The sequence below is a fragment of the Kitasatospora sp. GP82 genome (genome assembly GCF_029892105.1).
Taxonomy (GTDB): Bacteria; Actinomycetota; Actinomycetes; order Streptomycetales; family Streptomycetaceae; genus Kitasatospora.
In genome coordinates this window covers 226,313-247,538 of the sequence record NZ_JARZAJ010000003.1, presented here as the reverse complement: position 1 = coordinate 247,538, position 21,226 = coordinate 226,313, and the positions used below count along the sequence as shown (strand labels likewise).

Genomic DNA, 21,226 nt, shown 5'->3' with positions numbered 1-21,226 from the left:
AGAGTGACCTCCCACCGCCCGGGTGGCGCGTACGTGCGGTAGGCGGTAGGCGGTAGGCGGTAGGCGGTAGGCGGGAGAACGGCGATGACGGACCGGCGGAGTCTGCTCAGGGCGGGCACCCTGGCAATGGCGGCCGTGGCGACGAGCGTCGGGGCCTCCCCGGCGTACGCGGCCTCGGAGAGTCCGGCCTCGCAAAGGAGAATGACGACGGGGGCCGGCGGCGCGGCCGGCCCGGCGGACACCCCGGCCCAGGCGCTGGCGCGGCTGAGGGCCGGAAACGACAACTGGGTCGGCGACCGTGTCACCCGGCCCGATGCGAGCCTGGCCCGCCGCTCCGAGGTGGCGAGCCGGCAGGAGCCTTTCGCGGTCGTCTTCTCCTGCATCGACTCCCGCGTCCCACCGGAGCTGGTCTTCGACCAGGGCCTCGGCGATCTGATGGTGGTGCGGACCGCCGCCCACACCCACGACGGTCTGGTCACCGGCAGCCTGGAGTACGGCCCGACCGAGCTGGACGCCAAGCTGCTGGTCGTCCTCGGCCACCAGCGGTGCGGTGCGGTGACCGCTGCCGTGAAGTCCTTCCGCGACGGCGAGCGGCTGCCGGGCCACCTCGCGGACATCGTCCGCGACCTGCGCGCCCCCTACGAGGAGGCCTGCCGTCTCGGCCTCCCGGACGAGCGGCTGGTCGAGGCGACCATCCGGGCCCAGACCCGCCAGACCGTGATCCGACTGCGCGCGGACCGGGTGCTCCGCCCGCTGATCGCGGCGGGGAAGCTGGATGTCGTCGGGGCCTACTACTCGCTCGACACGGGCTCGGTGACGTTCTCGACGCCGGAGCGGTGACGCAGCACCGCGACGATGGTGACGAGGCCCCGTGACGCCGTCCGAATCGAACTGAAAGGTGGTCAGGAACCGTACCCCGCCCGCGCAAACCTCCCACAGGCCGCCAAAAGGATCACTCGGGAGCCTTCGAGCTCCCGTTTCACACCAGGTGACCGCCTACGCACTGTTGCGAACGGCGGCTGCTGGGCATGAGGATGGTCGGCAGAAAGAGGGACGGCCCGACCGATGGGGGACGCGGTGGCTGGCCGTCCGGACAAAGGTGGGGGCGTACGGTGATGGATGGTCAGGCGAGGTTTCCGCGCCAGCGGACGGCTTCGAACAGTGACACGGTCACACCCATCGGGAGAGGTAACGACGGGGGTCTGCCGCCGGTGCACGAGCCGGGCTGCGCCCTGCACCGCAGACTCCATGCCGCACTGGATCCGGCCGACCTGGTCGCGGTCAGCGCGGTGCGGCACCGGCTGCGTGCCGCGCTGAGCCGCTGGGGGGTGCCCGAGCTCGCGGACACCGCCGAGCTGCTCACCTCCGAGCTGGTCACCAACGCGCTGGTGCACACCGGCAGAGGGGCGGTCTTCGATGCCGTCCTGACCGCCGAGCAGCGGCTGCGCATCGAGGTGCAGGACGGCACAGCCCGGTTGCCCGGCCGCCGCGCCCCGGCGGAGTACGCGACCTCGGGCCGCGGGCTGCTGCTGGTGGAGGCGCTCGCCGACGACTGGGGGGTGCAGCTGCGCGGGGACGGCAAGGTCACCTGGTTCGAGCTCGCCACCCCCTGAACGCCCTCTCCGGAACCCGCACCCCGAGCAGTCCACGGCCGAGGTCACATCAGATCCTCACATCCCTGGACGGTGCACCGCAGGCCGCCTGTTCCAGGGAGCACCGCCAACCACCTGCCCAAGTTCGAGCGACCCGCCGGTCCTGGGCATTGCCGCCGTGCCGAACATTCGACAGGATAGTGAGAATGTGTGCCCGGGAAGGCAGCGGGGAGATATGAACCTCGACTGACCGCCACCACCCGCCACACTGCCCCACCACCTCAAGGCCATTGCCGCCCGCCAGGACGGCATGCCACGGCAGCGGCAGGAGAAGCATGGCGACTGAGCCCGAGCCGCAAGGGCCCGCGCGCCGCACCCCACCGGCCCAGAGCCCCCGGAGCTCCGCAGCGTCCAGCACACTGCGCGCCGCCCCCGGGCGGACGGCCGGACGGATCGTGCCCGCAGTCTCCCGAGGGCTGCCCACACGCACCGGCGACTCCACCCCGGACTGGCTCGAACCGGCCATGGCCGCGAACGGCATCGGTTCCTTCGACTGGGACATCCGCCGCGACGTCCTGGAGGGCGACCACCGGGCGTGCGCCATCCTCGGCCTCGACGCCGGCCGTTTCGACCGCAGCTCCGCCACCTTCCTGGCCATGCTCCACCCCGAGGACGCGCCCGTCGTCCGCCGCCGGGTCGAGCGCGCCGTCGCCGAACTCGGCCAGTGCGGCGCCTACTACCGCACGGTCTTCCCGGGTGGCGAGCTGCATGCCGTACGGTTCCGTGGGCGGGTGCTCGCCGACGCCTTCGGCCGCCCGTCCCGGATGGTCGGCTTCGTCTGGGACGCCACCGTCGAGCTGCACAAACGCGAGCGGGCCGGGGCACTCGCCGCACTGCGCGAGGAGCGCTCACGCTTCATCAAGGAGGCAGCCCGGGCCCTCTCCGAGGCCGTCACCGTGCGTGATGTGGCACGGGTCTTCACCGAGCTGCCGCTGCCCGGACTGCCCCCGGACGGCCTGGTGCTGGCCTCCCTGGAGGCCGGGCGGCTGCAGATCCTCGGCGCCAGCGGCTACACGGCCGAGGAGATGCGGCCGTTCGACCGCGCACCGCTGGCCGCCGCCCACCCGGCGGGCGAGGCCGTCCGCAACCGCGCGCCGGTCTTCATCGCCAGCCGGGACGAGTACCGCGAGCGCTACCCCGAGGTGTGGCCCCGGGTGTCCGGCGGCAACCCGCGCAGTGCCTGGGCCTTCCTGCCGATGGTCGCCAGCGGGCGGGTGATCGGCATCTGCCTGGTCAGCTTCGACGACGACCGGGAACTGGACGCGGACGAGCGCACCCTGCTCTCCACCCTCGGCGGCCTGGTCGCCCAGTCCCTCGCCCGCGCCCGGCTGCACGACGCCGAGCACGAACTCGCGGCGGGGCTCCAGCGCGTCATGCTGCCGCGCACCGTGCCGTCGATTCCCGGCGTCACCACCGCCGTGCGCTATCTGGCAGCCGGGTCGGGGCTGCAGATCGGCGGCGACTGGTACGACGTCGTCCCGCTGCCCGGCGGACACGTCGGTCTGGTGATCGGCGATGTCCAGGGCCACGATGTGCACGCCGCCGGGATCATGGGCCAGCTGCGGATCGCGCTGCGCGCGTACGCCGCCGAGGGCCACCCGCCCGCCGCCGTGATGGCCAGGGCCTCCCGCTTCCTGGCCGACCTGGACACCGATCACTTCGCGACCTGCACCTACGCCGAGGTCAACGTCGACTACGGCGTGGTCTACGCCGTCCGGGCCGGCCATCTGGACCCGGTGGTCCGCCGCGCCGACGGCAGCGCCACCCCCGTACCCGTCGCCGGAGGGCTGCCGCTGGGCGTCGACCCGGACGAGGAGTACCGCGTCACCCGGTTCAGCCTGGACCCGGGCGAGACGGTGGTGCTCTGCACCGACGGCCTGGTCGAGGCCAGGGGCATGGACCTGGACACCGGCTTCGCCCGGCTCTGCGCCGCCGTCTGCGGCGATCTCCCCGGCCGGGGCGAGTCCCCCCACGACCCGCTGGAGGTCCTGGCCGACCGGATCGCCTCGCAGGCGGCGGACTCCACCGAACGCGAGGACGACATAGCGCTGTTGCTGCTCCGCTGGGATGGCCCGGCCGGCGGCCTCGCCGCCCAGCAGTTGCGCCGCCGCATCGGCCAGGCCGACCTGGCCAGGATCTCCGAGCTGCGCGGCGAGCTGCGGGATGCGCTGCGCCGCTGGGGCGTCGCCGAACTCGTGGACACCGCCGAGCTGTTGGCCTCCGAACTGGTCACCAACGCGATCCGGCACACCGATCGGGACGCGATGTTCACCGCCCGGCTCTACCGCGAGTCCGCCCCCTCCGGGGAGCCCCTCGGGCGAGCCCGGCTGCGGGTCGAGGTCGAGGACGAGTCGGACCTCTGGCCGACCCGCCGCACACCGGGGGAGCAGGCGTCCTCCGGGCGTGGACTGATGCTGGTCGAGGCGCTGGCCGACGGGTGGGGCGTGGAGCCCAGAGGTACGGGCAAGCGGATGTGGTTCGAGCTCTCCGTCGAGCCGGTGGGCGGCCCGACGGAGAGCTGACCGGGGTCTGCCCGGTGAAGCGGTCGACGCCTGTCCGATCCGGCGTCAGCCGAACTGCTGCTCAAGGTCCTTGAGTTTCTGCTCAAGGGAGTCCAGGCGCGGCAGGGTCATGGTGTCCTCGTCGGGTGTGAGGTCCACGCTGTGCGGGGTGGGCCTGGCCGGCAGGCCGGACTGGCTGACCACAGCCTCGACGGGTGCGGCGGCGGCCGGTGCTATGGAGGGCTCCGATCCGCCGGCCTCCAGCTGCGGTGCCAGCTGCCGGCTGATGCTGCGTGATCGCCAGGCGCCGCTCTGCTGGCGGCCGAGCGCCTTGATCTCCGCCCGCTCCCGGCGGTTGGCGAGGCGTTGGCGCTCCCGGTTGAGCGCGGCCTCGCGCTTGTCGTCCCTGACCTCCTCGACCGCCTCGTCCAGCGCCCGGACGCCCTCAAGGAGCATCAACGACCAGGCGGCGTACGTCTCGCGGGGCGCCCGCAGCCAGCGGACGATCCGGATCTGCGGCAGCGGGCGCGGCACCAGGCCCTGCTCGCGCAGGGCGGACACCCGGGTCTGCTTGAGCGCGCGGTCGAAGAGCACGGCGGCCGAAAGGGACATCCCGGCGAAGAACTGCGCCGCCCCGGCGTGCCCCAGGCCGCGCGGCGCGTGCACCCAGTTGAACCAGGCGGAGGCCCCGGCGAACAGCCAGACCAGCAGTCGCGAGCCGAGCGCCGCGTCGCCGTGGCTGGCCTCCCGGACGGCGAGTACGGAGCAGAACATCGCCGCGCCGTCGAGCCCGAAGGGCACCAGATACTCCCAGCCGCCGGAGAGGCCGAGATTCTGCACCCCGAAGCCGACCAGGCCGTGGAAGGAGAGTGCGGCTGCGACGGCGGCGCAGCAGAACAGCAGCGTGTACGAGGCCGCCCCGTACAGGGATTCCTTTCGCCGGCGGCGCTCCTCGGTGCGCTCCCAGGAATCCGAGCCGCCGACCGTGGCGGTTGCCTTGGTGCGGACGAAGGCCACCAGCACGGCGATCACCACCAGTGCGACCGCACCCGTAATGGCCCAGCCCAGTGGTATGTCGGACAATTTCATGGCAGGAACCAGCCTCGCTTTCTCCGCAGTGATGGTGAGGGCCATCATGGCGGAACCGCGCGCCGGTTATGGCTGATTTGCTGTCAATGCACCAGAGAGAGGGAATTCGGGGCGGAATCCCGGCTTTTCGTACGACGATAATGGATCATCAGTTCCGATTGGCGCAGGTTCGAGGGCAGCTGAAACAGGCTTCCTCGGGGCGAACGGTGTAGAACAGGCAGCAGCTCACCCGGGTGCGGGTCCGCATCGGGGCGGAGTCCGGCTGCTCGACCGTCCGGAAGTCGGTCCCGGCGACGAACGGCGGCTGTGCCGCGCCGGTACTGGGCAGCAGCTCGGCCAGTTCGGCGGTGGCCCGGTCCTCCTCGCCCAGCAGGCTGCCGAGATACCAGAGGCCCTCGATCACGTCGTCGGTGGCCATCCCCCAGAGTGTGCGCGGCCCGCGCCGGACCTCGGGGCGGAACGCGGCCATTACAGGGGTCAGGTGCTCGGCCAGTGAGGCCAACAGCTCGGCCCGCAGCGCCCGTTCGTCCGCCACCATGCGCGCGTCGGGCAGGGCGGCCGCCGGATCCCCGGGCAGGCAGGAGAACCCGCTTGGCCGGACGGTGAGTTCTCCCGCGCTCCGACGGATCGACACCCCCGCCACCGGAATCCGCGGCACCCTGCGTTCCAGGAACCACGGGAGCGTGAACAGCAGGGCGACCGGCCAGGTGTAGCGGTGCAGGCAGAACCCGGCGGCGACGTCCACGCGCAGCGGTTCGCCGTACTCGGTCAGTCCGAGTGCGGCGTCGTAGGCGATCAACTTCCGCAGTGCGGCCGGGTCCTGGACGAGATCGGTGGTCGCGGTCCAGCCCTTGCCGGTGCGGGGCGGTCCGGCGTGGATGCGCAGGCCGGGGAAGACCTCGCCGAGGCGGGCGTAGCTGCCGAGCAGGGGCGGGGCCTGGGCGGCCTTCGGGCCCGGGGCGGGCTGTGCGGCCACGATGCTGCTCACGGTCATGGGCGGGCCCCATCGGGTGGACCGGAGTCCACAGGACTCCATGACGGCAGGACTGACCTGCCCGAGGTACTGCTCCCCTCGGGCAGGTTAGGCTCACCTTATCTGATAGTGCCTTAGGCTTTCCGTCCGGTGGGGCCGTTCGAGGGAGCGGCGGGTGCGGGTGCGGCGCTCAACCGGCGCGCAAGCCAGACCGGAACCCCGCCCAGGGCCTGGACCAGGCGGGCCGCCTCCGCCCGCAGCCGCGCCGCCTCGACCGGCTCCGACACCTGTGCCAGTGCGGCCAGTGCGGGTGCGACCCCGACCGTGAATCCCAGGTCCTCCCGTAGCCGCAGCGAGGCCCGGAACCCCTCCAGGGCCCGCTCGCGATCACCGGCGGCCAGAGCCAGCGCCGCCAGATGTCCCCAGGTGTACGAGCGCAGCAGCTCGTCGCCGCGCTCCGTGGCGCCGTCGTGCGCCCGGCGAAAAGCGATCCAGGCGGCCGCCCGGTCGTGCAGCAGGTTCTCCGCGACCAGGCCGCGCCGGAAGTCCAGCAGTGGACGCCCCGGGGCGTCCGGAGGCAGCAGGGCGGAAGTCCTGCCCAGGGCGGCCTGAGCCTCGTCCAGCCGGTCGCGCGGGCCGAGCACACTGGCGACGTACGCCAGGAAGCCGCGCGCGCAGGCGGCGGCCGCGCGCTGGTCGGGGGTGCCGACCCCGGCCTCGGCGAGGCGTAACGCCTGCTCCGCCTCCTGCCAGTGGCCGGCGGTGAACAGGCTCTGCTCGATGAGGAGTTCGGCCCGCTTCAGGGCAGCGGTCGGGTCTCGCGCGGCGGTGGGCCCGAGCAGCTCGGCGGCCTCCTGCCAGCACCCGCGCGAGCGCAGCCGCCACACCGCATCGGCGCTTCCCCCCAAGTCCGTACCGTGCTCCGACAACGCCACCTCCTTGTGTGCGGTGTCCAGAAAACGGGACTCGGACCGACCGGCAGCAGGGGCCGTGGCGTCGCGTGCCGGCAGCTGGTGCCGCAGCCTCACGGTGCGCGCCCGGACTCGGCTCTCGACCTCCCCCTGTCTTCGGCCGGGGAGGACCCCCTTCTCGATCCACGCTCCCTGCTGCCGGTCGGTCTCGTGTGGCCGTAATTCAACACGGAGGTGAGCTTGTGCACCAGATCACGAGCGTCGGAGATTACGGAAATCCGTGATCGGTCTCACAGGCTGCCGACGGAGACTGACAAAACGTCAGGATGTCCAGCCGGTCTCCGTCAGTGCCTCGGCCGCGCCGTTGGCGGGTTGGGGCAGACCGGCCTCGTCCAACTGGAACAGGGCCACCAGCAGCTGCTCGCCGCGCACCGTCGCCTGGTGGGAGTAGCCGCCGACGGTGAACATCGCGGCCGCGATCTCCTCGGAGTGCAGGGTCTGCAGCCAGAGGCACTCGACGGCCTTGACGTCGGCCGGTTCGGTACCGGCGTCCACCTGGGCGACCATCCGGCTGCCCAGCATGGTGACGGCCGGGCTCTCCTGCTCCTCCGTCAGCTCCAGATCCTCGAAGCCCAGCCACTGGAGGTAGCGGGCGGCGGCGAGGACGGCGTCCTCGGGGGTGTGCACCGGTTGCGGCCGGAACGGCGTCCGGTGGTGGCCGCTCTCGTCCCGGCGCCGGCCCGGGTCGGCGCACTGGCCCAGGGCGTCGGGGCCGTACCCCTGCGGCGGCACCGTCGGCGCCGAACCCCCGTACGGACGTGCCCCGAAGGGGCGGGGCCGCGGCGAGACGGGCGCGCTGTGGCCCTGCGGGGGCGGGGCGGTGCTCTGGAGCCGGGGTGAACGGTCCACCGGGAGCCGGACGGTGGCGCCGCAGTTGCAGGTGAACTCGGGCTGCGGCCACTGGTCGTTGCGGCCGCAGTGCGGGCAGCGCATGCTCAGCCAGGAGTCCTCCCAGGAGCGGAACCGCACCTGCACCGGCACGCCCCCGCGCAGCAGCGGCACCCGCAGGTGCGCTCCGCACGGGCAGGGCAGGCTCGGTGGCTCGTACATGTGCTCGCGGCGGCAGGCCGGGCAGCGGATCGCGCTCGCGGCGGAGCCCGCACCGTAGGCTCCGGACGGCCCGCCGGGGCCGCGGGCACCGGCCGGCCCGGACGCGGCGTCTGGGCCGTACCACGCCGGGTCACTGAAGTCGTCGGGCCGTGGCACTGCGGGCATGGCTCACACCGTCCGTTCGGGTCGGCTGGGCAGATTCGCCTCCATCGTCCCTGATCCAGGCGGGGGTTGGCGGCGATTGCCGCAATACCTCAGGGAGAGTTCAGGGATGCGGTGGCATTCCAGCGCGCCAGGTCCTCCGGGGTGTCGAGGTCGTCGGGCACGGCGATGTCGCCGCACTCGACCAGGACGATCTCGGTGGCGTGTGCGGCGAGCAGCGCGCGGGCTCCGGCATCGCCCCTCGCACCGGCCGCGGCCTCGGCGAAGTGCCGGGCGCCGATCAGCACGGGGTGACCGCGCCGCCCGCCGTAGGCCGCCGCCGCCAGTTCGGCGCCCGCGCGGTGGGCGGCGAGCAGGCGGCGCACGGCGGCCGGGGTCACGCCGGGGGTATCGACCAGCATGACCAGGACGGCGTGCGCGCCCGGCGGCAGGGCCGCGAGCCCGGCGCGCAGCGAGGAGCCCATGCCGCTCTCCCACGCCGGGTTGTCGACCACCCGGCAGTCCCCGAGGTCGGCGGTGGCCCGGACCTGCTCGGCGGCGGCACCCAGAACGGCCACCGTCCCGGTGCAGCCCCCGGCCCGCACCACGGCCAGGGCGTGCTCGATCAGCGGCCTGCCGAGGTGTTCGACCAGCGCCTTGGGCCGCCCGCCGAGGCGTCGGCCGCCTCCGGCCGCGAGGACCAGCGCGGGGATGCTCCCCGTGGTGGCCGTGGTGGCCGTGGTGGCCGTGGTGCTGTCGGGGGCGGCTTTGACGTCGGGGGAGCCGGGATCTGTCATGGAACCAGTCTGGCGGCCCCGGTCGAAGGCATGCAGTTGGAGGAATGCACAAGGCAAAGCCGCAGGTCGCCGTGGTGCACCGGCTCTTCAGCCGCTGGATCTTCGGCCGGACCACCCCTGTACTTGGCAGATGGCACCTCGTAGCACCGAGCCGCCGCACGGCGCGCACACCCCGCTGGTCGACCGCTTCGGTCGCGTTCACACCGACCTGCGGGTATCGCTCACGGACCGCTGCAACCTCCGCTGCACCTACTGCATGCCGGCCGAGGGGCTCAACTGGCTGCCCAAGGCCGAGGTGCTCGGCGACGACGAGGTCGTCCGGCTGGTGCGGATCGCCGTCCGGCGGCTGGGGATCAGGTCCCTGCGCCTCACCGGCGGCGAGCCGCTGCTCAGGCGCGGTCTGCCCGGACTGATCGCCCGGCTCACCGAGCTCGGTCCGGAGATCTCGCTCACCACCAACGGCATCGGCCTGGCCAGGACGGCCCATGACCTCAAGGCCGCCGGGCTGCACCGGGTCAACGTCAGTCTGGACACCCTGCGGCCCGAGCGCTACGCCGCGATCACCCGCCGCGACCGGATCGCCGACGTCCTCGCCGGTCTTGCCGCCGCCCGGGCGGCCGGACTCGCCCCGGTCAAGGTGAACGCCGTCCCGGTGCGCGGGGTCAACGACGACGAGATCCTCGACCTGGTCGAGTTCGCCGCCGAGCACGGCTACCGGATGCGCTTCATCGAATCGATGCCGCTGGACGCCCAGGGTGCCTGGGACCGCAGCAAGATGATCACCGCCGATGAGCTGCTGGAGATCCTGGCGCAGCGCTGGGAGCTGCACCCCGTCGGCCGCCACGGCAACGCCCCGGCCGAGGAGTGGCGGATCGCCGGCACCGACACGGTGGTCGGCGTGATCGCCTCCGTCACCCGGCCGTTCTGCGGCGGCTGCGACCGCGTCCGGCTCACCGCCGACGGGCAGTTGCGCAACTGCCTCTTCGCGACCGAGGAGTCGGACCTGCGGGAGCTGCTGCGCGGCGGCGCCGACGACGCCCGGATCGAGGCGGCCTGGCGCAACACCATCGCCCGCAAGGGCCCGGGCCACGACATCAACTCGGCCGACTTCGTCCAGCCCGACCGCCCGATGTCCGCGATCGGCGGCTGACCGGCCGCCGCACGAACTCCTCCGAGGACCTGACGAACTCGGCCTTCGGCAGTGGCTCCCGCGCCCGGCGGACTTGCACGCTGAGGCGCGCGGACTGGCCTGCGCGAAGGGCGCACAGGTCCTGTCCCCTACCGCCCGGTCCCCGCGCAACAGCCGTACGGGTACGGAGAGTTGCGAGCACCGCTCCGCTCTCCGCCGACGGAGGTCATCACGAGCACCACGATCGCCACGATCATCACGGGAGTGAGCAGTGCACAGAGCGTTGAGGCGTACGATCACCGGCCTGGCCGCAGCGGTGGCGCTGGCCGCCGGTACGGTCGCGGTACCGGCTCAGGCCGGCGCGGCCACCGACTCCGCACCGTCGGGGAACTACTGGACGGTCTGGGACGATTTCCGCAACGGATTCACCCACGGCACCGGAGGCAAGTGGGCGCTCTCGGCCGCCGGTTCGCTGCCGGACGGCGACGGGATCGCGACCACCTCGGCGAACGGCCTGACCGTCGTTCCCACCGGCCGCAACGCCACCACCGGCAACCCGGCCTTCGCCTTCACCACCGGCCAGGAGCACGACGGCGGGGCGGGCCAGGCCGACCACCTCAAGTGGTACGCCGTCGCCAACCACACCGCCACCACCGGCGTCACCGGCTTCGACGCCGTCCCCGGCAAGGTGCTGACCTGCGGAGCACGCCTGGGAGCCCGGACGTACGGGACGGAGCAGCACCCCTTCGGGGCCGATGTCTCCGACCCGCAGAGCGACCTGCGGCTGGCCTCCGCCGGGCTGAGCGCCATCGACTACGAGACCATGATGGTCTTCGACTTCTTCGTCACCAACACCAAGCTGTACGCCTTCTACGAGCGGCTGCCGAAGCCCGGCGAGACGTACGCGCCGTTCTCGTACGCGCTGCCGGTCGCCGACCGCACCCCCGGCACCCAGCACGACCTGGCCATCTCCTACGACCGGGCGGCGGGCACCGTGGTGTGGAAGGCCGACGGCCGTGAGGTGCTCACGGTGAACCGGCTCGGCTTCCGCCCCGCCGACCGCTCGCACCTGCTCCTGGACCTCGGCGGCACCGAGCAGGCCGCTGCTCCGCGGCAACTCTCCTGCGGTCTCGGGATGTTCGCGATCCTCGACGGCGAGGGCAGCAACGGACGCGGCCTGGTCCGGCTGACCGACCAGCAGGACCGCTACTACGACCCGCACCTCGGCGCCCCGACGCCGGAGACCTTCGCCGACGACCTCAGCCTGCCCGGCAACCGCCTCTGGGGCCAGGGCGCGCAGCTCGACGTCGACCGCGTGACGATCTCCTCCCAGCCCCGCTGAGGCTCCGCCTCCGGCGCGCTGACGTGAACCCATAGGGGCGCGGGGCTCTGCTTGATCAACTGCGTGCGCGAAACCGGAAGGAGACTTCCATCAGCCGGACCCGGTGGGTCAGTTGCACCTCGCGACCTCTCAGTGAGGCGGTGCAGCTTCCCGCCGGAGGCCCGTGCGGCGGCGGTGCCTCCCGGTTTCGCGCACGCAGTTGATCAAGCAGAGCCCCGCGCCCCCGGGTACTGGTAGCGCGTCTAGCGCTGGTGTGGTGCGGGGCGCCGGGTCAGGGCGGCTACGGCGCCCGCGAGGAGGGAGCCTACGACCGGGGCCAGCAGGTAGACCCAGAGCAGTTCGGTACGGCCCGAGAACAGGCCGGGGCCGAACTGGCGGGCCGGGTTGCCACCGCCGCCCGACTTGGTGCTGAGCCAGATGATCTGGGCGGCGACACCGGCGCCGGTCAGCGGCGGCAGCCACGGGCCGAACCGGGGCTTCACCAGCGAGACCACCACGAGCAGCATCAGGACCAGCATGAAAGCGGCTTCGAGAGCGAAGACCGGTGCCCAGGTCCAGCCCGGTGCCCGCACCAGTCCGGCGTACCCGACCTCCGCCAGCTTCGGGCCCCATACCAGCCGTCCCAGCGCCACACCGGCCACCGAACCGGCCAACTGCGCGACCACGAACGGCAGGACGAGACGGCCGGGCAGCAGCCGCATCGCCCACAGTCCGACGGTGACCGACGGATTGAGCTGGCCTGCGGTGTTGTAGCGCACGGAGATGGCGAAGGCCGCCGTGACGTAGAGGCCGACGCCGATGCCCATGGCCGCCAACTTGGCGTCCAGGGAGGTGAGGTGGGCGCCGAGCGGAGAGGAGGGATGGAAGATCCACCGGGCCAGCGTCATCACCAGGAAGAGATTCCCGATGACCGCCAGGAACTCCAGGAGACCGAGGCGCAGCACGGCCCGCAGCGGCGGAGGCCCGGCCGGCGGCGGAGCTGCGCCCGTGTTCCTGTCCACGTGGGGGTTCTGGTTGGTGACGGCAGACATCGCGGTCCCCTAGGGTGCGTCGGAGAGTTCGGAAGGCGCGAGGAGCGGAGGAGGTAATACGCCCCCGGAGAGCCTGCTGGCCAGGGCCGGGGGACGGCAACCGCAGGCGCTCCAGTCCGTCAGGTCAACTGCCTGTGCCCGCCCGCTCGCTGAGCGGTGGCGACGCCGTGACCTGACGAAGTTCCCTGCCCGCATGGCGGGATACCGCTGCCTTGACCATCATGGGCAGGGTGGCACGGCGGCGTCCGACCCCGGCGGACGCCGGTCGGACCGAGGACCGGTCGAGGCGAACGGACTGAGGGGTACACAGCATGAGCACTGTCGGCGAATCCGCCCACGTCACGGTCTGGTCGGACATCGGCTGCCCCTGGGCCAGCCTTGCCCTGCACACCCTGCGGGCGGCCGCCGCCGAGCGCGGCCAGGATCTGCTGATCGACCACCGGGCCTTCCCGCTGGAGCTGTTCAACCGCCAGCCGACCCCCAAGTACATCGTCGAGCCCGAGGTCATCGTGATCGGCGCGCGCCGCCCCGAGCTGGGCTGGCGGGTCTGGTCCGGCGTCGAGTCGGACTACCCGTCCACCATGCTGCCCGCGATGGAGGCCGTCCAGGCCGCCAAGGACCCGGCCGTCGGCGGCCTGCGCGGCAGCGACGAACTGGACGCCGCACTGCGCCACGCCTTCTACGGCGAGAGCAAGTGCATCAGCGTCCACTCGGTGATCCTCGACCTCGCCGAGAAGTGCGAGCACGTCGACGCCGAGGAGCTGGCCAAGGCACTTGAGCACGGCGCCGGGCGTACCGAGGTGTACGCCCAGTGGCATGTCGCCCAGGGCCCCGACATCCAGGGCAGCCCGCATCTGTTCACCTCCGACGGGTACGAGTCCCACAACCCCGGTGCCACCTTCACCTGGACCGGCGACCCCAACGAGGGCGGGCTGCCCCGGCTGGACGACTACGACCCGTCCTGGGCCCAGGAGTTGCTCGACCGCCTCGCCCGGTAGGCCCTGCGCGGTCGATCCGGCGCATGTGGTCGGCCCGGGGCCCGGCGGGGAGCACGGTGTGACCCGTGCCATGTCTTCGTGCTCCCCGCTGTGGCGACTTGACCGGGTATGACGGCCCTGCTGTGCTGGTGCGCCGTCAGACGTCACTCCATCGGGGGAGAATTCCGTGCGTGCGCGCCGTACCGCCCTGTCCGCCATAGCCCTGCTGCTCGCCGCCGCACCGGCCCTGACGGCCTGCAGTGGCGGCAGCAAGCCGTCCAACGACACGGCGCAGCCCGCCGCGCTCGGCGTCAACCCCCTGCAGAACCCCGACGGCACCAAGCCGGGTCTGGCGCCGATCACCTCGGACGCGGACCGCAAGTCCGCCCGTGATCTGATCGCCCAGGTCAAGACGGCCGCCGCCGGTGCCAAGACCGGCTACGACCGCGACCAGTTCGGACCGGCCTGGACGGACAACGTGGACGGCGTCCCGTTCGGCCACAACAACTGCAGCACCCGCGACGACCTGCTCGCCCGGGACGGCAAGTCCGTCGAGCACAAGGACGGTTCGGCCTGCGTGGTCACCTCGATGACCATCTACGACCCGTACACCGGCAAGAAGGTGCAGTGGAGCAAGCAGCAGGCGACGAAGATCCAGATAGACCATGTCATGCCGCTCTCCTACGACTGGCAGATGGGCGCCGCCAAGTGGGACAAGGCCAAGCGTGCCCAGATAGCCAATGACCCGCTCAACCTGATCCCGGCCGACGGTTCGCAGAACGCCTCCAAGGGCGACTCGGGGCCCGCGAGTTGGCTTCCCGCCAACGAGACCGTGCGCTGCTCGTACGCCGTGCGCTTCGCCCAGGTCTCGCTCAAGTACCAGCTGCCGGTGACCCCGGACGACAAGAAGGCCATGCTGCGCCAGTGCGGTGCTTGAAGAGCATCGGCCCCCGGCGGTCGTCTGCGGCATCCGCATGAGCACCGCCACCCGCGCCGCCACGAAGGCGGCCTGCGGCTCGAACCCTGGCGCTGGGAGGTGCGGCAGTAACGGCCGGGTGAGGTCCGGTGCGGCTGCGGCTCAGCCGGTGGCGGTCGGTACCCAGTGGTGCGAAGCCGGTCGACGAACTCCGCGAAGACCTCGGGCTCCTGCCAGGTGCTGCCGTACTCGTGCAGGCTCAGGCCCGCGGTGGAGTTGTCCTGCGGCCCGCCGTGGCCGGCGGCGCGGAACTCCTCCATGGCGGCGAGGAAGGAGGGCTGGAGCCTGACATCGGGCGCTGTCAGCTGTGGCACTGGATCAGTGTGCGGCAGCGCCCGGCCACCGGCACGCGGTTTTCGGATCGCCAGACAGTGGCCGACGTCCTGCCAGGGACCGGCCGGACAGGTCCTGGAGGCTCAGCCAGTAGGCACTCACCGGAGTCGGTTGCACTGTCCAGGGGCGCGTGCCCCTGGGATGCCCCGTCCTGATGGGCTGCCTACCGGCGGACACCCTCAGCGGGAACCGCCCACCCGGGCGACGTACTTTCCCGTGCCGCGGCCCTCGGCGAGCAGGTCGTGGGCGGTGGGGATGTCCTCCAGGGCGGGCAGTTCGGTGAGGGGCAGCGACAGTTGCCCGTCGGCGATGAAGCCGAGGACGCGGCTGGTGGCGGCTGCCACCCGGGCGGGTGCGGCGGCGACCAGGCCGCGGTGGCTGAAGCCGCTGATGGTGAGGTTGCCGCGGATCAGGCGCGAGGTCGGCGGCAGGGCCTCGATCGCCGCGCCGCCGGCGTTGCCGAAGAGGACCACGCGTCCACCGGGCGCCAGCAGGTCCAGATCGAGGGCCAGTGCGGTGGTGCCGAGCGGGTCGAGGATCAGATCGACGCCCCGGCCGTCGGTGGCGGTGCGGACGGCCTCGGCCAGCCCGGCGTCCCGGGGGAGGGCGACGGGGTAGCCCGCGCGCTCTGCCTCGGCGACCTTCTCGGGCCGCCCGACCGTGCCGATCAGCCGACCGCCGCCCAGCAGCGGCACCAACTGCGCGACCGCGCTGCCGATTCCGCCGCTCGCCGAGTGCACCAGGACGGTGTTGCCGGGGTTGAACCGCCCGGCCTCGGTCAGCAGCAGCAGTGAGGTGGCCAGCCCCAGCGGTGTCGCGGCGGCCTCCAGCAGCGGCACACCCTCGGGCACGGGGACCGTCGACGCCGCATTGGCGATGGCGACTTCGGACATCCCGGCGCCCTTGGGGACCGCCACCACGCGGTCTCCGACCGTCAGAGCGCCGACACCCGGGCCGAGCGCGCGGACCGTGCCCGAGATCTCAAGGCCGGGGCGGTGCGGCCAGCCGGAGCCGTAGCCGGCATCGCCCCGGCGGGTCATCACGTCCACGAAGTTCAGACCGGCGTAGGCGACGTCGATCGCCACCTCGCCCGGCCCCGGAGTCGGCTCGGGGACCTCGGCAACCACCGAGTTCTCAGATCCTCCGGGCGCAGTCATCACCAAGGCACGCATCTGTGGAGCCCCTTCCGAGGGTACGATGTACTTCGAAGTTCTACGAACGACGAAATTAGTATCACTCACATTCGATGAATGTCGAACATCCCTGTTCAGGAGGTTGCTCATGCCGCGTTCGAGTCAGCGCCGTGCTCCGCTGCACCACCCGGCGGTCGAGGAGATCGACCTGCTCGACGTGCTGCACGCCCTCTCCGACCCGACCCGGATGACCATCGTCCAGATCCTGTGGGCCGAGTCCGAGCGCGCCTGCGGCACCTTCCCGGTCGACGTCGCCCCCTCCACCCTCAGCCACCACTTCCGAGTGCTCCGCGAGGCCGGGGTCGTCCAGCAGCGCGAGGAGGCCAACCGGCGGCTGACGGCACTGCGCCGGGAGGAGCTTCAGGCGCGCTTCCCCGGCCTCCTCGACGCTGTCCTGGCCGCAGCGGGCCCGATCGCAACCGGGGCCTGACGGGCGGTCGCCTCACGGGGGCGAGCTGGAGCGGGTATGGCCGGTCGCATACGGTCGGAGCCATGTCTCAGCCTCCCGTGCCCTACCGAATCGACCTCGACGCCTATCTCGCCAGGATCGGCTGGTCCGGGGACCGCAGCCCGAGTGCAAGGACCCTGCGCTCGGTGCACCGGGCACACGCGCAGACCATCCCGTTCGAGAACACGGAGCCCCTGCTCGGCTCCACGCCCTCCATCGAACTGGCCGATGTGGTGGCGAAGTTGGTGCACAGCCCGCGCGGCGGCTACTGCTACGAGCAGAACACCCTGCTGGCCGGCGCACTGGAGGCGCTCGGCTTCGGTGTCACCCTCCTCGCCGCCAGGGTCCGGGTCGGCAGGGCCGCGCTGCGCCCGCGCACGCACATGCTGCTGCTCGTGGACGTCCCGGGCGAGCCGGGGCCGTACCTGGCCGACGTCGGCTTCGGCGCGATCTCGCTGCTGGAAGCCGTGCCGCTGCTCGCGGACCGGGAGTTCGAGCGCGGAGGCTGGCGGATCCGTCTCGTCCGCGAGCCGTTCCCGGGCACCGACGGCCTGTGGGTGCTCCAGTCGGGCGCGCGCGGCGAGTGGTCGGACCTCTACGCCTTCACCCTGGAACCCTTCGCGCCGGACGACTTCGTGGTGGCCAACTGGTACGTGTCGACCCACCCCCGATCCCACTTCCGGAACTCCCTCTTCGTCCAACTCCAGGGCGCCGAACGGCAGCTGTCCCTGCGCGACCGGACACTCACCGTGGCGTACGGCGACGGCAGCTGCGAGGAGCGGCAGTTGGCGGACGACAGGGAGCTGCTGCGAGCGCTGGAGCAGGAGTTCGGCATCGTCCTGCCCGCCGACACCGACCTGCTGGGGTCGCGCCCCTGAAGAGCGCCTGGCTGATGTCCGCAGAAAGGCAGTGGCGTGAGGGCCCACCGGAACGGATCCGGTGGGCCCAGGGTCGATCAACCGGCGTGCATCAGCCGGTGGTCGGTGCCGTCAGGTCGTAGACCGTGGCGCCGCCGACCGTCTTGGCGGTGTAGTGGGCGGCCACCCAGCTTGCGATCTGCGCGGACTCCGAGTTCGAACCGCCGCGCATGAAGCCGCCGTTGCGCTCGGAGTTCGCCGCAGAGTCGGTCCCGGAGCCGAACCGCGAGCCTGTGCCCATCCCCATCCCCCCGCCCCCGCCCTCGCCGGAGCCGATGAAGTAGTGGATCTTCCCTTCCTTCACGTACTGCTGGAAGCCCGCCAGGCTCAGCGAGGGGTCGGTGCCGTTGAAACCGCCGAGCGCCATCACCGGTTCCCCGGTGGCCAGTTGGTAACTGGCCTGGTTCTGCGAGCCGACGGCGGCCGCGACCCAGGTGTACGAGCCGGCGTTCTGCTTGAGCATGGCGGCGAGCTCGCTGCTCACCTTGGCGCCGTTGAGCAGACCGCCCATGCCGCCGCCGCCCATGCCGCCGGGGAAGCCGCCCCGCCCGGCGTCGCGCCAGGAGCCCGCGCCGCCCTGGCCGTTCTGGCCGTTCTGGCCGCCGAAGCCGCCGGGCGGCAGGCCCTGCATCCCGCCGGGGAACCCGCCACCGGGGAGAGCGCCCCGACTGCCGCCCTGGAAGCCGCCGTTCTGACCGCCCGAGCGGCCGCCCCGCTGCCCACCGGGGAAGGCGCCGCCGGGGAAGCCGCCCCGGCCGAACCCGTTGCCGCCGGCCACCCGGGGGCCGGCCGTGACGATCGAACCGGTGTGCGCCGTCGAGACGGTGTCCAGCGCGTACGCCGTCGGTCCGCCGAACGCGGCGGCCAGCCCGGCCAGTCCGACGACCGCCGCCACCCGCCCGGTCAGTCGGCCCGCCAGCAGCAGCGCGGCGGCGACCGCCAGACCGCCGGCCAGCACGGCCCAGCGCAGCCACGGCACGAACGAGGAACTACGGCCCAGCAGGACGTACGACCAGACCGCCGTGACCGCCACGACCCCGGCCAGCAGTGCCGCGTACGGCAGCCGCCCACGGGCCCGCCACAGCCCGTCCGCACCCATGCCGACCAGGGCGGCGACGGCGGGGGAGAGGGCAACCGTGTAGTACTGGTGGAAGATGCCGGACATGTAGCTGAAGACCACTCCGGTGCAGACCAGCCAGCTGCCCCAGACCAGGAAGGCCGTCCGCGCGCTGTCGGTGCGCGGGTAGCGCCGGGTCGCCCAGAGGCCGACCAGCAGCAGGATCAGTGCCGCCGGGATCAGCCAGGCGATCTGGCCGCCGATGTCGCTGCCGAACAGCCGGGTGATACCGGTGCTGCCCCAGTGGCCGGTGGCGCCCCCGCCGCCGGACCGGCCGCCGCCGCCAGCGCCGCCGACGCTGCCGGTCTCGTCACCGGTCAGCCGGCCGAGGCCGTTGTAGCCGAGGGCGACGGAGAGGAAGCTGTTGTCCTGGGAGCCGCCGATGTACGGCCGGGACGAGGCCGGGGTCAGTTCCACGATTGCCACCCACCAGCCGGCGGAGACCACCAACGCCAGTCCACCGAGCAGTACTTGGCGCACCCGCCGCCACAGCCCGGTCGGCGCCACCACCAGGTGGATCACCGCGAAGGCGGGCAGGATCAGGAAGGCCGCCAGCGTCTTGGACAGGAAGGCGAAGCCGAACATCACGCCGACGAACACCATCCACCGCGAGCTCGCGGTCTCGGTGGCCCGCACCAGCCCGTACGCGGCGAGCGTGAGCAGCAGCACCAGCAGCGCGTCCGGGTTGTTGAAGCGGAACATCAGCGCGGCGACCGGGGTGAGCGCCATCGCCGCGCCCGCGACCAGCCCGCCCAGCACGGAGAAGCGGCGGCGCACCGTCGCGTACACCGTGGCGACCGTGGCCACCGCCATCAGGGCCTGCGGGGCGAGCAGGCTCCAGGAGCCGAGTCCGAAGATGCGGGCCGAGAGCTCCATCGGCCACAGGAACATCGGGGGCTTGTCCACGGTGATGAAGTTCGCCGCGTCCGAGGAGCCGTAGAAGAACGCCTTCCAGCTCTGCGTACCCGCCTGCACGGCGGCCGAGTAGAAGGAGTTGGCCCAGCCGGAGACCGAGATGTTCCACAGGTAGAGCACGGCGGTCGCCGCCAGCAGGGCGAGCAGCGCGGGCCTGGCCCAGCTCGGGTCGTCGGGGCGGCCCCGCCAGGCCCGGGCCGGGAGGGACCGCAGCCGCCCGGCCCAGGAGGCCGGGCCCTTGGGGCCGACCGGCGGCAGCTCGACCGGCGGGAAGAGCGGTTCGACCCTGACGCTCGCCGACGGCTCCGGCGGCGGGTGGTTCGCAGCCTCGGGCCACGGTTCGTCGGTCGGAGGGATGGGACTGGTCGAGGTCATGGGAACACGTTCGGGCGCCTCGCTGAAATTCTCATGAGTCCTGCCTATGAGCGTGCTGTGATCTCCCAGCCGGTCGGTCCAGGTCCTGTCCGGCGCGATCGGCCGGACAGGACCTGGGTCCGTCAGGCGGACCGTACAGGCTGAGGCGGCGTAAGGTGCTTGCCGAGCCACTCCAGGGCGGGCGGGATCTCCCGGGTCCAGGTGTGGAAGTTGTGGCCGCCGCTGTCCAGGGTGATGGTGGACATCGCGGTCGGGGCCTTGAACGCGGCGACCATCTTCTGGGTGTCCGCGTAGTTCTCCTCGTTGGGGCTGGTCGCCAGCAGCAGCGAGACGGGGGCGGCGGGCTTGTTCTTCAGCCGCCACAACAGGTCGTTCTCGCGCTTGAGTTGGGCGCTCTTGCCGAACAGGTCGCCGGTGGTGGGGTCGGTCGACACGGAGTAGTAGCCGGAGAACGAGGCGGCAGCCCCGTACGCGTCCGGCTTGCGCAGTGCGAACTTCAGCGCGCAGTACCCGCCGGTGGAGTCGCCCATCGCCGCGTGTGAGCCCGGCTGGTCCGAGACCCGGTAGTCGTCGGACATCGCCTTCGGCAGATCCTCGGTGAAGAAGGTCTCGACCTTCGGGCCGCCGGGGATGTCCATGCACTCGGTGTCGCGGTTGCCCGACAGCGTCGGCTGCATCATCACCAGGACGGTCGGCGGCAGTTGGTTGTTCTGGATCGCCTTGAGCGCGGACGCCGGGTACTGGAGCAGGCTGATCAGCTTCTCCGCATTCCCGGGGTAGCCGGAGAGCACCAGCGCCATCGGGAACCGCTGGGAGGCGTAGTCCGGCTGGAAGTACTGCGGCGGCAGGTAGACGTACCCCTTGCCCGCCAGGCCGGAGGCGCCGCCGCTGATCCGCACCTGCTGGATCAGCCCGGAGTGCTCCTTGGCCGAACCCTGGGGGGAGTACATCTTCTGCTCGCCGGTCACCGAGATCGCCTTGCCGCCCGGCTTGTGGTCCACCACCGTGCCGGGGCCGCCGTCCAGGCCGAGCAGGTCGCTCCAGGTGCTGAAGAACCCGAAGTACGAGTTGGCCACCAGGGCCAGCGCCACCAGCACGGTGACCTGTGTCGCGAAGAACACCCCGATCCGCCCGGTCCAGGCCCGCCAGCTCCGCCCGCCCAGTCGGGGCCACAGCCACATCGTGGCGGCGAAGACGGCGATCGCCAGCAAGGCGGCGATGATCTGCAACGGGATTCCGGTCAGGCTTGGCACCCGCCGATCGTAGTTGACCACCCACCCGAGCCCTGCCCGGCCCCCT

General features: G+C 72.2%; 18 protein-coding genes. 9 read left to right on the top strand and 9 right to left on the bottom strand.

Annotated features, from left to right (window positions below; all coding sequences use genetic code 11):
* The first annotated feature begins 201 nt into the window (after positions 1 to 201).
* From P3T39_RS04465 to P3T39_RS04455, 3 genes are all read left to right on the top strand, one after another.
* Positions 202 to 840, top strand: coding sequence for a carbonic anhydrase (locus P3T39_RS04465; protein ID WP_280695993.1), 639 nt, complete (start codon positions 202 to 204; stop codon positions 838 to 840).
* Positions 841 to 1,211: 371 nt separating this feature from the next.
* Positions 1,212 to 1,613 carry an ATP-binding protein gene (locus P3T39_RS04460; protein ID WP_280695992.1) on the top strand — a complete coding sequence of 134 codons (402 nt, stop codon included), beginning with the start codon at positions 1,212 to 1,214 and terminating at the stop codon, positions 1,611 to 1,613.
* A gap of 314 nt (positions 1,614 to 1,927) precedes the next feature.
* Entirely contained in the window at positions 1,928 to 4,174 is a 2,247-nt protein-coding gene (locus P3T39_RS04455) for a SpoIIE family protein phosphatase (RefSeq protein WP_280695991.1), read from the top strand.
* Between the two features lie 45 nt (positions 4,175 to 4,219).
* Here P3T39_RS04455 and P3T39_RS04450 read toward each other — a convergent pair whose 3' ends face one another.
* The 5 genes from P3T39_RS04450 to P3T39_RS04430 all read right to left on the bottom strand — a co-directional run bounded on the left by P3T39_RS04450 (position 4,220) and on the right by P3T39_RS04430 (position 9,081).
* Positions 4,220 to 5,242 carry a DUF2637 domain-containing protein gene (locus P3T39_RS04450; RefSeq protein WP_280695989.1) on the bottom strand — a complete coding sequence of 341 codons (1,023 nt, stop codon included), beginning with the start codon at positions 5,240 to 5,242 and terminating at the stop codon, positions 4,220 to 4,222.
* 148 nt (positions 5,243 to 5,390) lie between these two features.
* Entirely contained in the window at positions 5,391 to 6,236 is an 846-nt protein-coding gene (locus tag P3T39_RS04445; protein WP_280695987.1) for a (2Fe-2S)-binding protein, read from the bottom strand.
* Positions 6,237 to 6,349: 113 nt separating this feature from the next.
* Positions 6,350 to 7,144 (bottom strand): hypothetical protein, encoded by a 795-nt coding sequence (locus P3T39_RS04440; RefSeq protein ID WP_280695986.1) that lies wholly within the window; start codon positions 7,142 to 7,144, stop codon positions 6,350 to 6,352.
* A gap of 303 nt (positions 7,145 to 7,447) precedes the next feature.
* Positions 7,448 to 8,401, bottom strand: a complete 954-nt coding sequence (locus P3T39_RS04435) for a hypothetical protein (RefSeq protein WP_280695985.1) — start codon at positions 8,399 to 8,401, stop codon at positions 7,448 to 7,450.
* An 89-nt stretch (positions 8,402 to 8,490) separates the two neighbouring features.
* Positions 8,491 to 9,081 carry a nucleotidyltransferase family protein gene (locus P3T39_RS04430; protein ID WP_280696090.1) on the bottom strand — a complete coding sequence of 197 codons (591 nt, stop codon included), beginning with the start codon at positions 9,079 to 9,081 and terminating at the stop codon, positions 8,491 to 8,493.
* A 223-nt stretch (positions 9,082 to 9,304) separates the two neighbouring features.
* On the opposite strand from P3T39_RS04430, the gene moaA reads away from it, so the two are divergent.
* Both moaA and P3T39_RS04420 read left to right on the top strand, forming a co-directional pair.
* The gene (moaA, locus tag P3T39_RS04425; RefSeq protein ID WP_280695983.1) at positions 9,305 to 10,324 is read left to right on the top strand and encodes a GTP 3',8-cyclase MoaA; all 1,020 of its coding nucleotides are present in this window, start codon (positions 9,305 to 9,307) and stop codon (positions 10,322 to 10,324) included.
* Between the two features lie 262 nt (positions 10,325 to 10,586).
* Positions 10,587 to 11,645, top strand: coding sequence for a DUF6081 family protein (locus P3T39_RS04420; RefSeq protein ID WP_280695981.1), 1,059 nt, complete (start codon positions 10,587 to 10,589; stop codon positions 11,643 to 11,645).
* A gap of 242 nt (positions 11,646 to 11,887) precedes the next feature.
* On the opposite strand, the gene P3T39_RS04415 is transcribed toward P3T39_RS04420, so the two are convergent.
* Positions 11,888 to 12,676 (bottom strand): aquaporin, encoded by a 789-nt coding sequence (locus P3T39_RS04415; RefSeq protein ID WP_280695980.1) that lies wholly within the window; start codon positions 12,674 to 12,676, stop codon positions 11,888 to 11,890.
* 311 nt (positions 12,677 to 12,987) lie between these two features.
* On the opposite strand from P3T39_RS04415, the gene P3T39_RS04410 reads away from it, so the two are divergent.
* Together P3T39_RS04410 and P3T39_RS04405 are read left to right on the top strand one after the other, a co-directional pair.
* Positions 12,988 to 13,674 (top strand): DsbA family protein, encoded by a 687-nt coding sequence (locus P3T39_RS04410; RefSeq protein ID WP_280695979.1) that lies wholly within the window; start codon positions 12,988 to 12,990, stop codon positions 13,672 to 13,674.
* Between the two features lie 226 nt (positions 13,675 to 13,900).
* A complete protein-coding gene (locus P3T39_RS04405; RefSeq protein WP_280696089.1) occupies positions 13,901 to 14,590 on the top strand; it encodes an HNH endonuclease family protein in 690 nt (229 codons plus the stop codon).
* 551 nt (positions 14,591 to 15,141) lie between these two features.
* Here the strand turns inward: P3T39_RS04405 and P3T39_RS04400 are convergent.
* A complete protein-coding gene (locus tag P3T39_RS04400; protein ID WP_280695977.1) occupies positions 15,142 to 16,089 on the bottom strand; it encodes a zinc-binding alcohol dehydrogenase family protein in 948 nt (315 codons plus the stop codon).
* A 154-nt stretch (positions 16,090 to 16,243) separates the two neighbouring features.
* Between P3T39_RS04400 and P3T39_RS04395 the strand changes: the two genes are divergently transcribed.
* Positions 16,244 to 16,585 carry a helix-turn-helix domain-containing protein gene (locus P3T39_RS04395; RefSeq protein WP_280695975.1) on the top strand — a complete coding sequence of 114 codons (342 nt, stop codon included), beginning with the start codon at positions 16,244 to 16,246 and terminating at the stop codon, positions 16,583 to 16,585.
* Between the two features lie 62 nt (positions 16,586 to 16,647).
* Entirely contained in the window at positions 16,648 to 17,481 is an 834-nt protein-coding gene (locus tag P3T39_RS04390; protein ID WP_280695973.1) for an arylamine N-acetyltransferase, read from the top strand.
* A 91-nt stretch (positions 17,482 to 17,572) separates the two neighbouring features.
* On the opposite strand, the gene P3T39_RS04385 is transcribed toward P3T39_RS04390, so the two are convergent.
* Both P3T39_RS04385 and P3T39_RS04380 read right to left on the bottom strand, forming a co-directional pair.
* Complete coding sequence (locus tag P3T39_RS04385) at positions 17,573 to 19,927, bottom strand: glycosyltransferase family 39 protein (RefSeq protein WP_280695971.1); 2,355 nt, start codon at positions 19,925 to 19,927, stop codon at positions 17,573 to 17,575.
* Positions 19,928 to 20,049: 122 nt separating this feature from the next.
* Positions 20,050 to 21,180, bottom strand: coding sequence for an alpha/beta hydrolase-fold protein (locus P3T39_RS04380; RefSeq protein ID WP_280695970.1), 1,131 nt, complete (start codon positions 21,178 to 21,180; stop codon positions 20,050 to 20,052).
* Positions 21,181 to 21,226 lie beyond the last annotated feature (46 nt).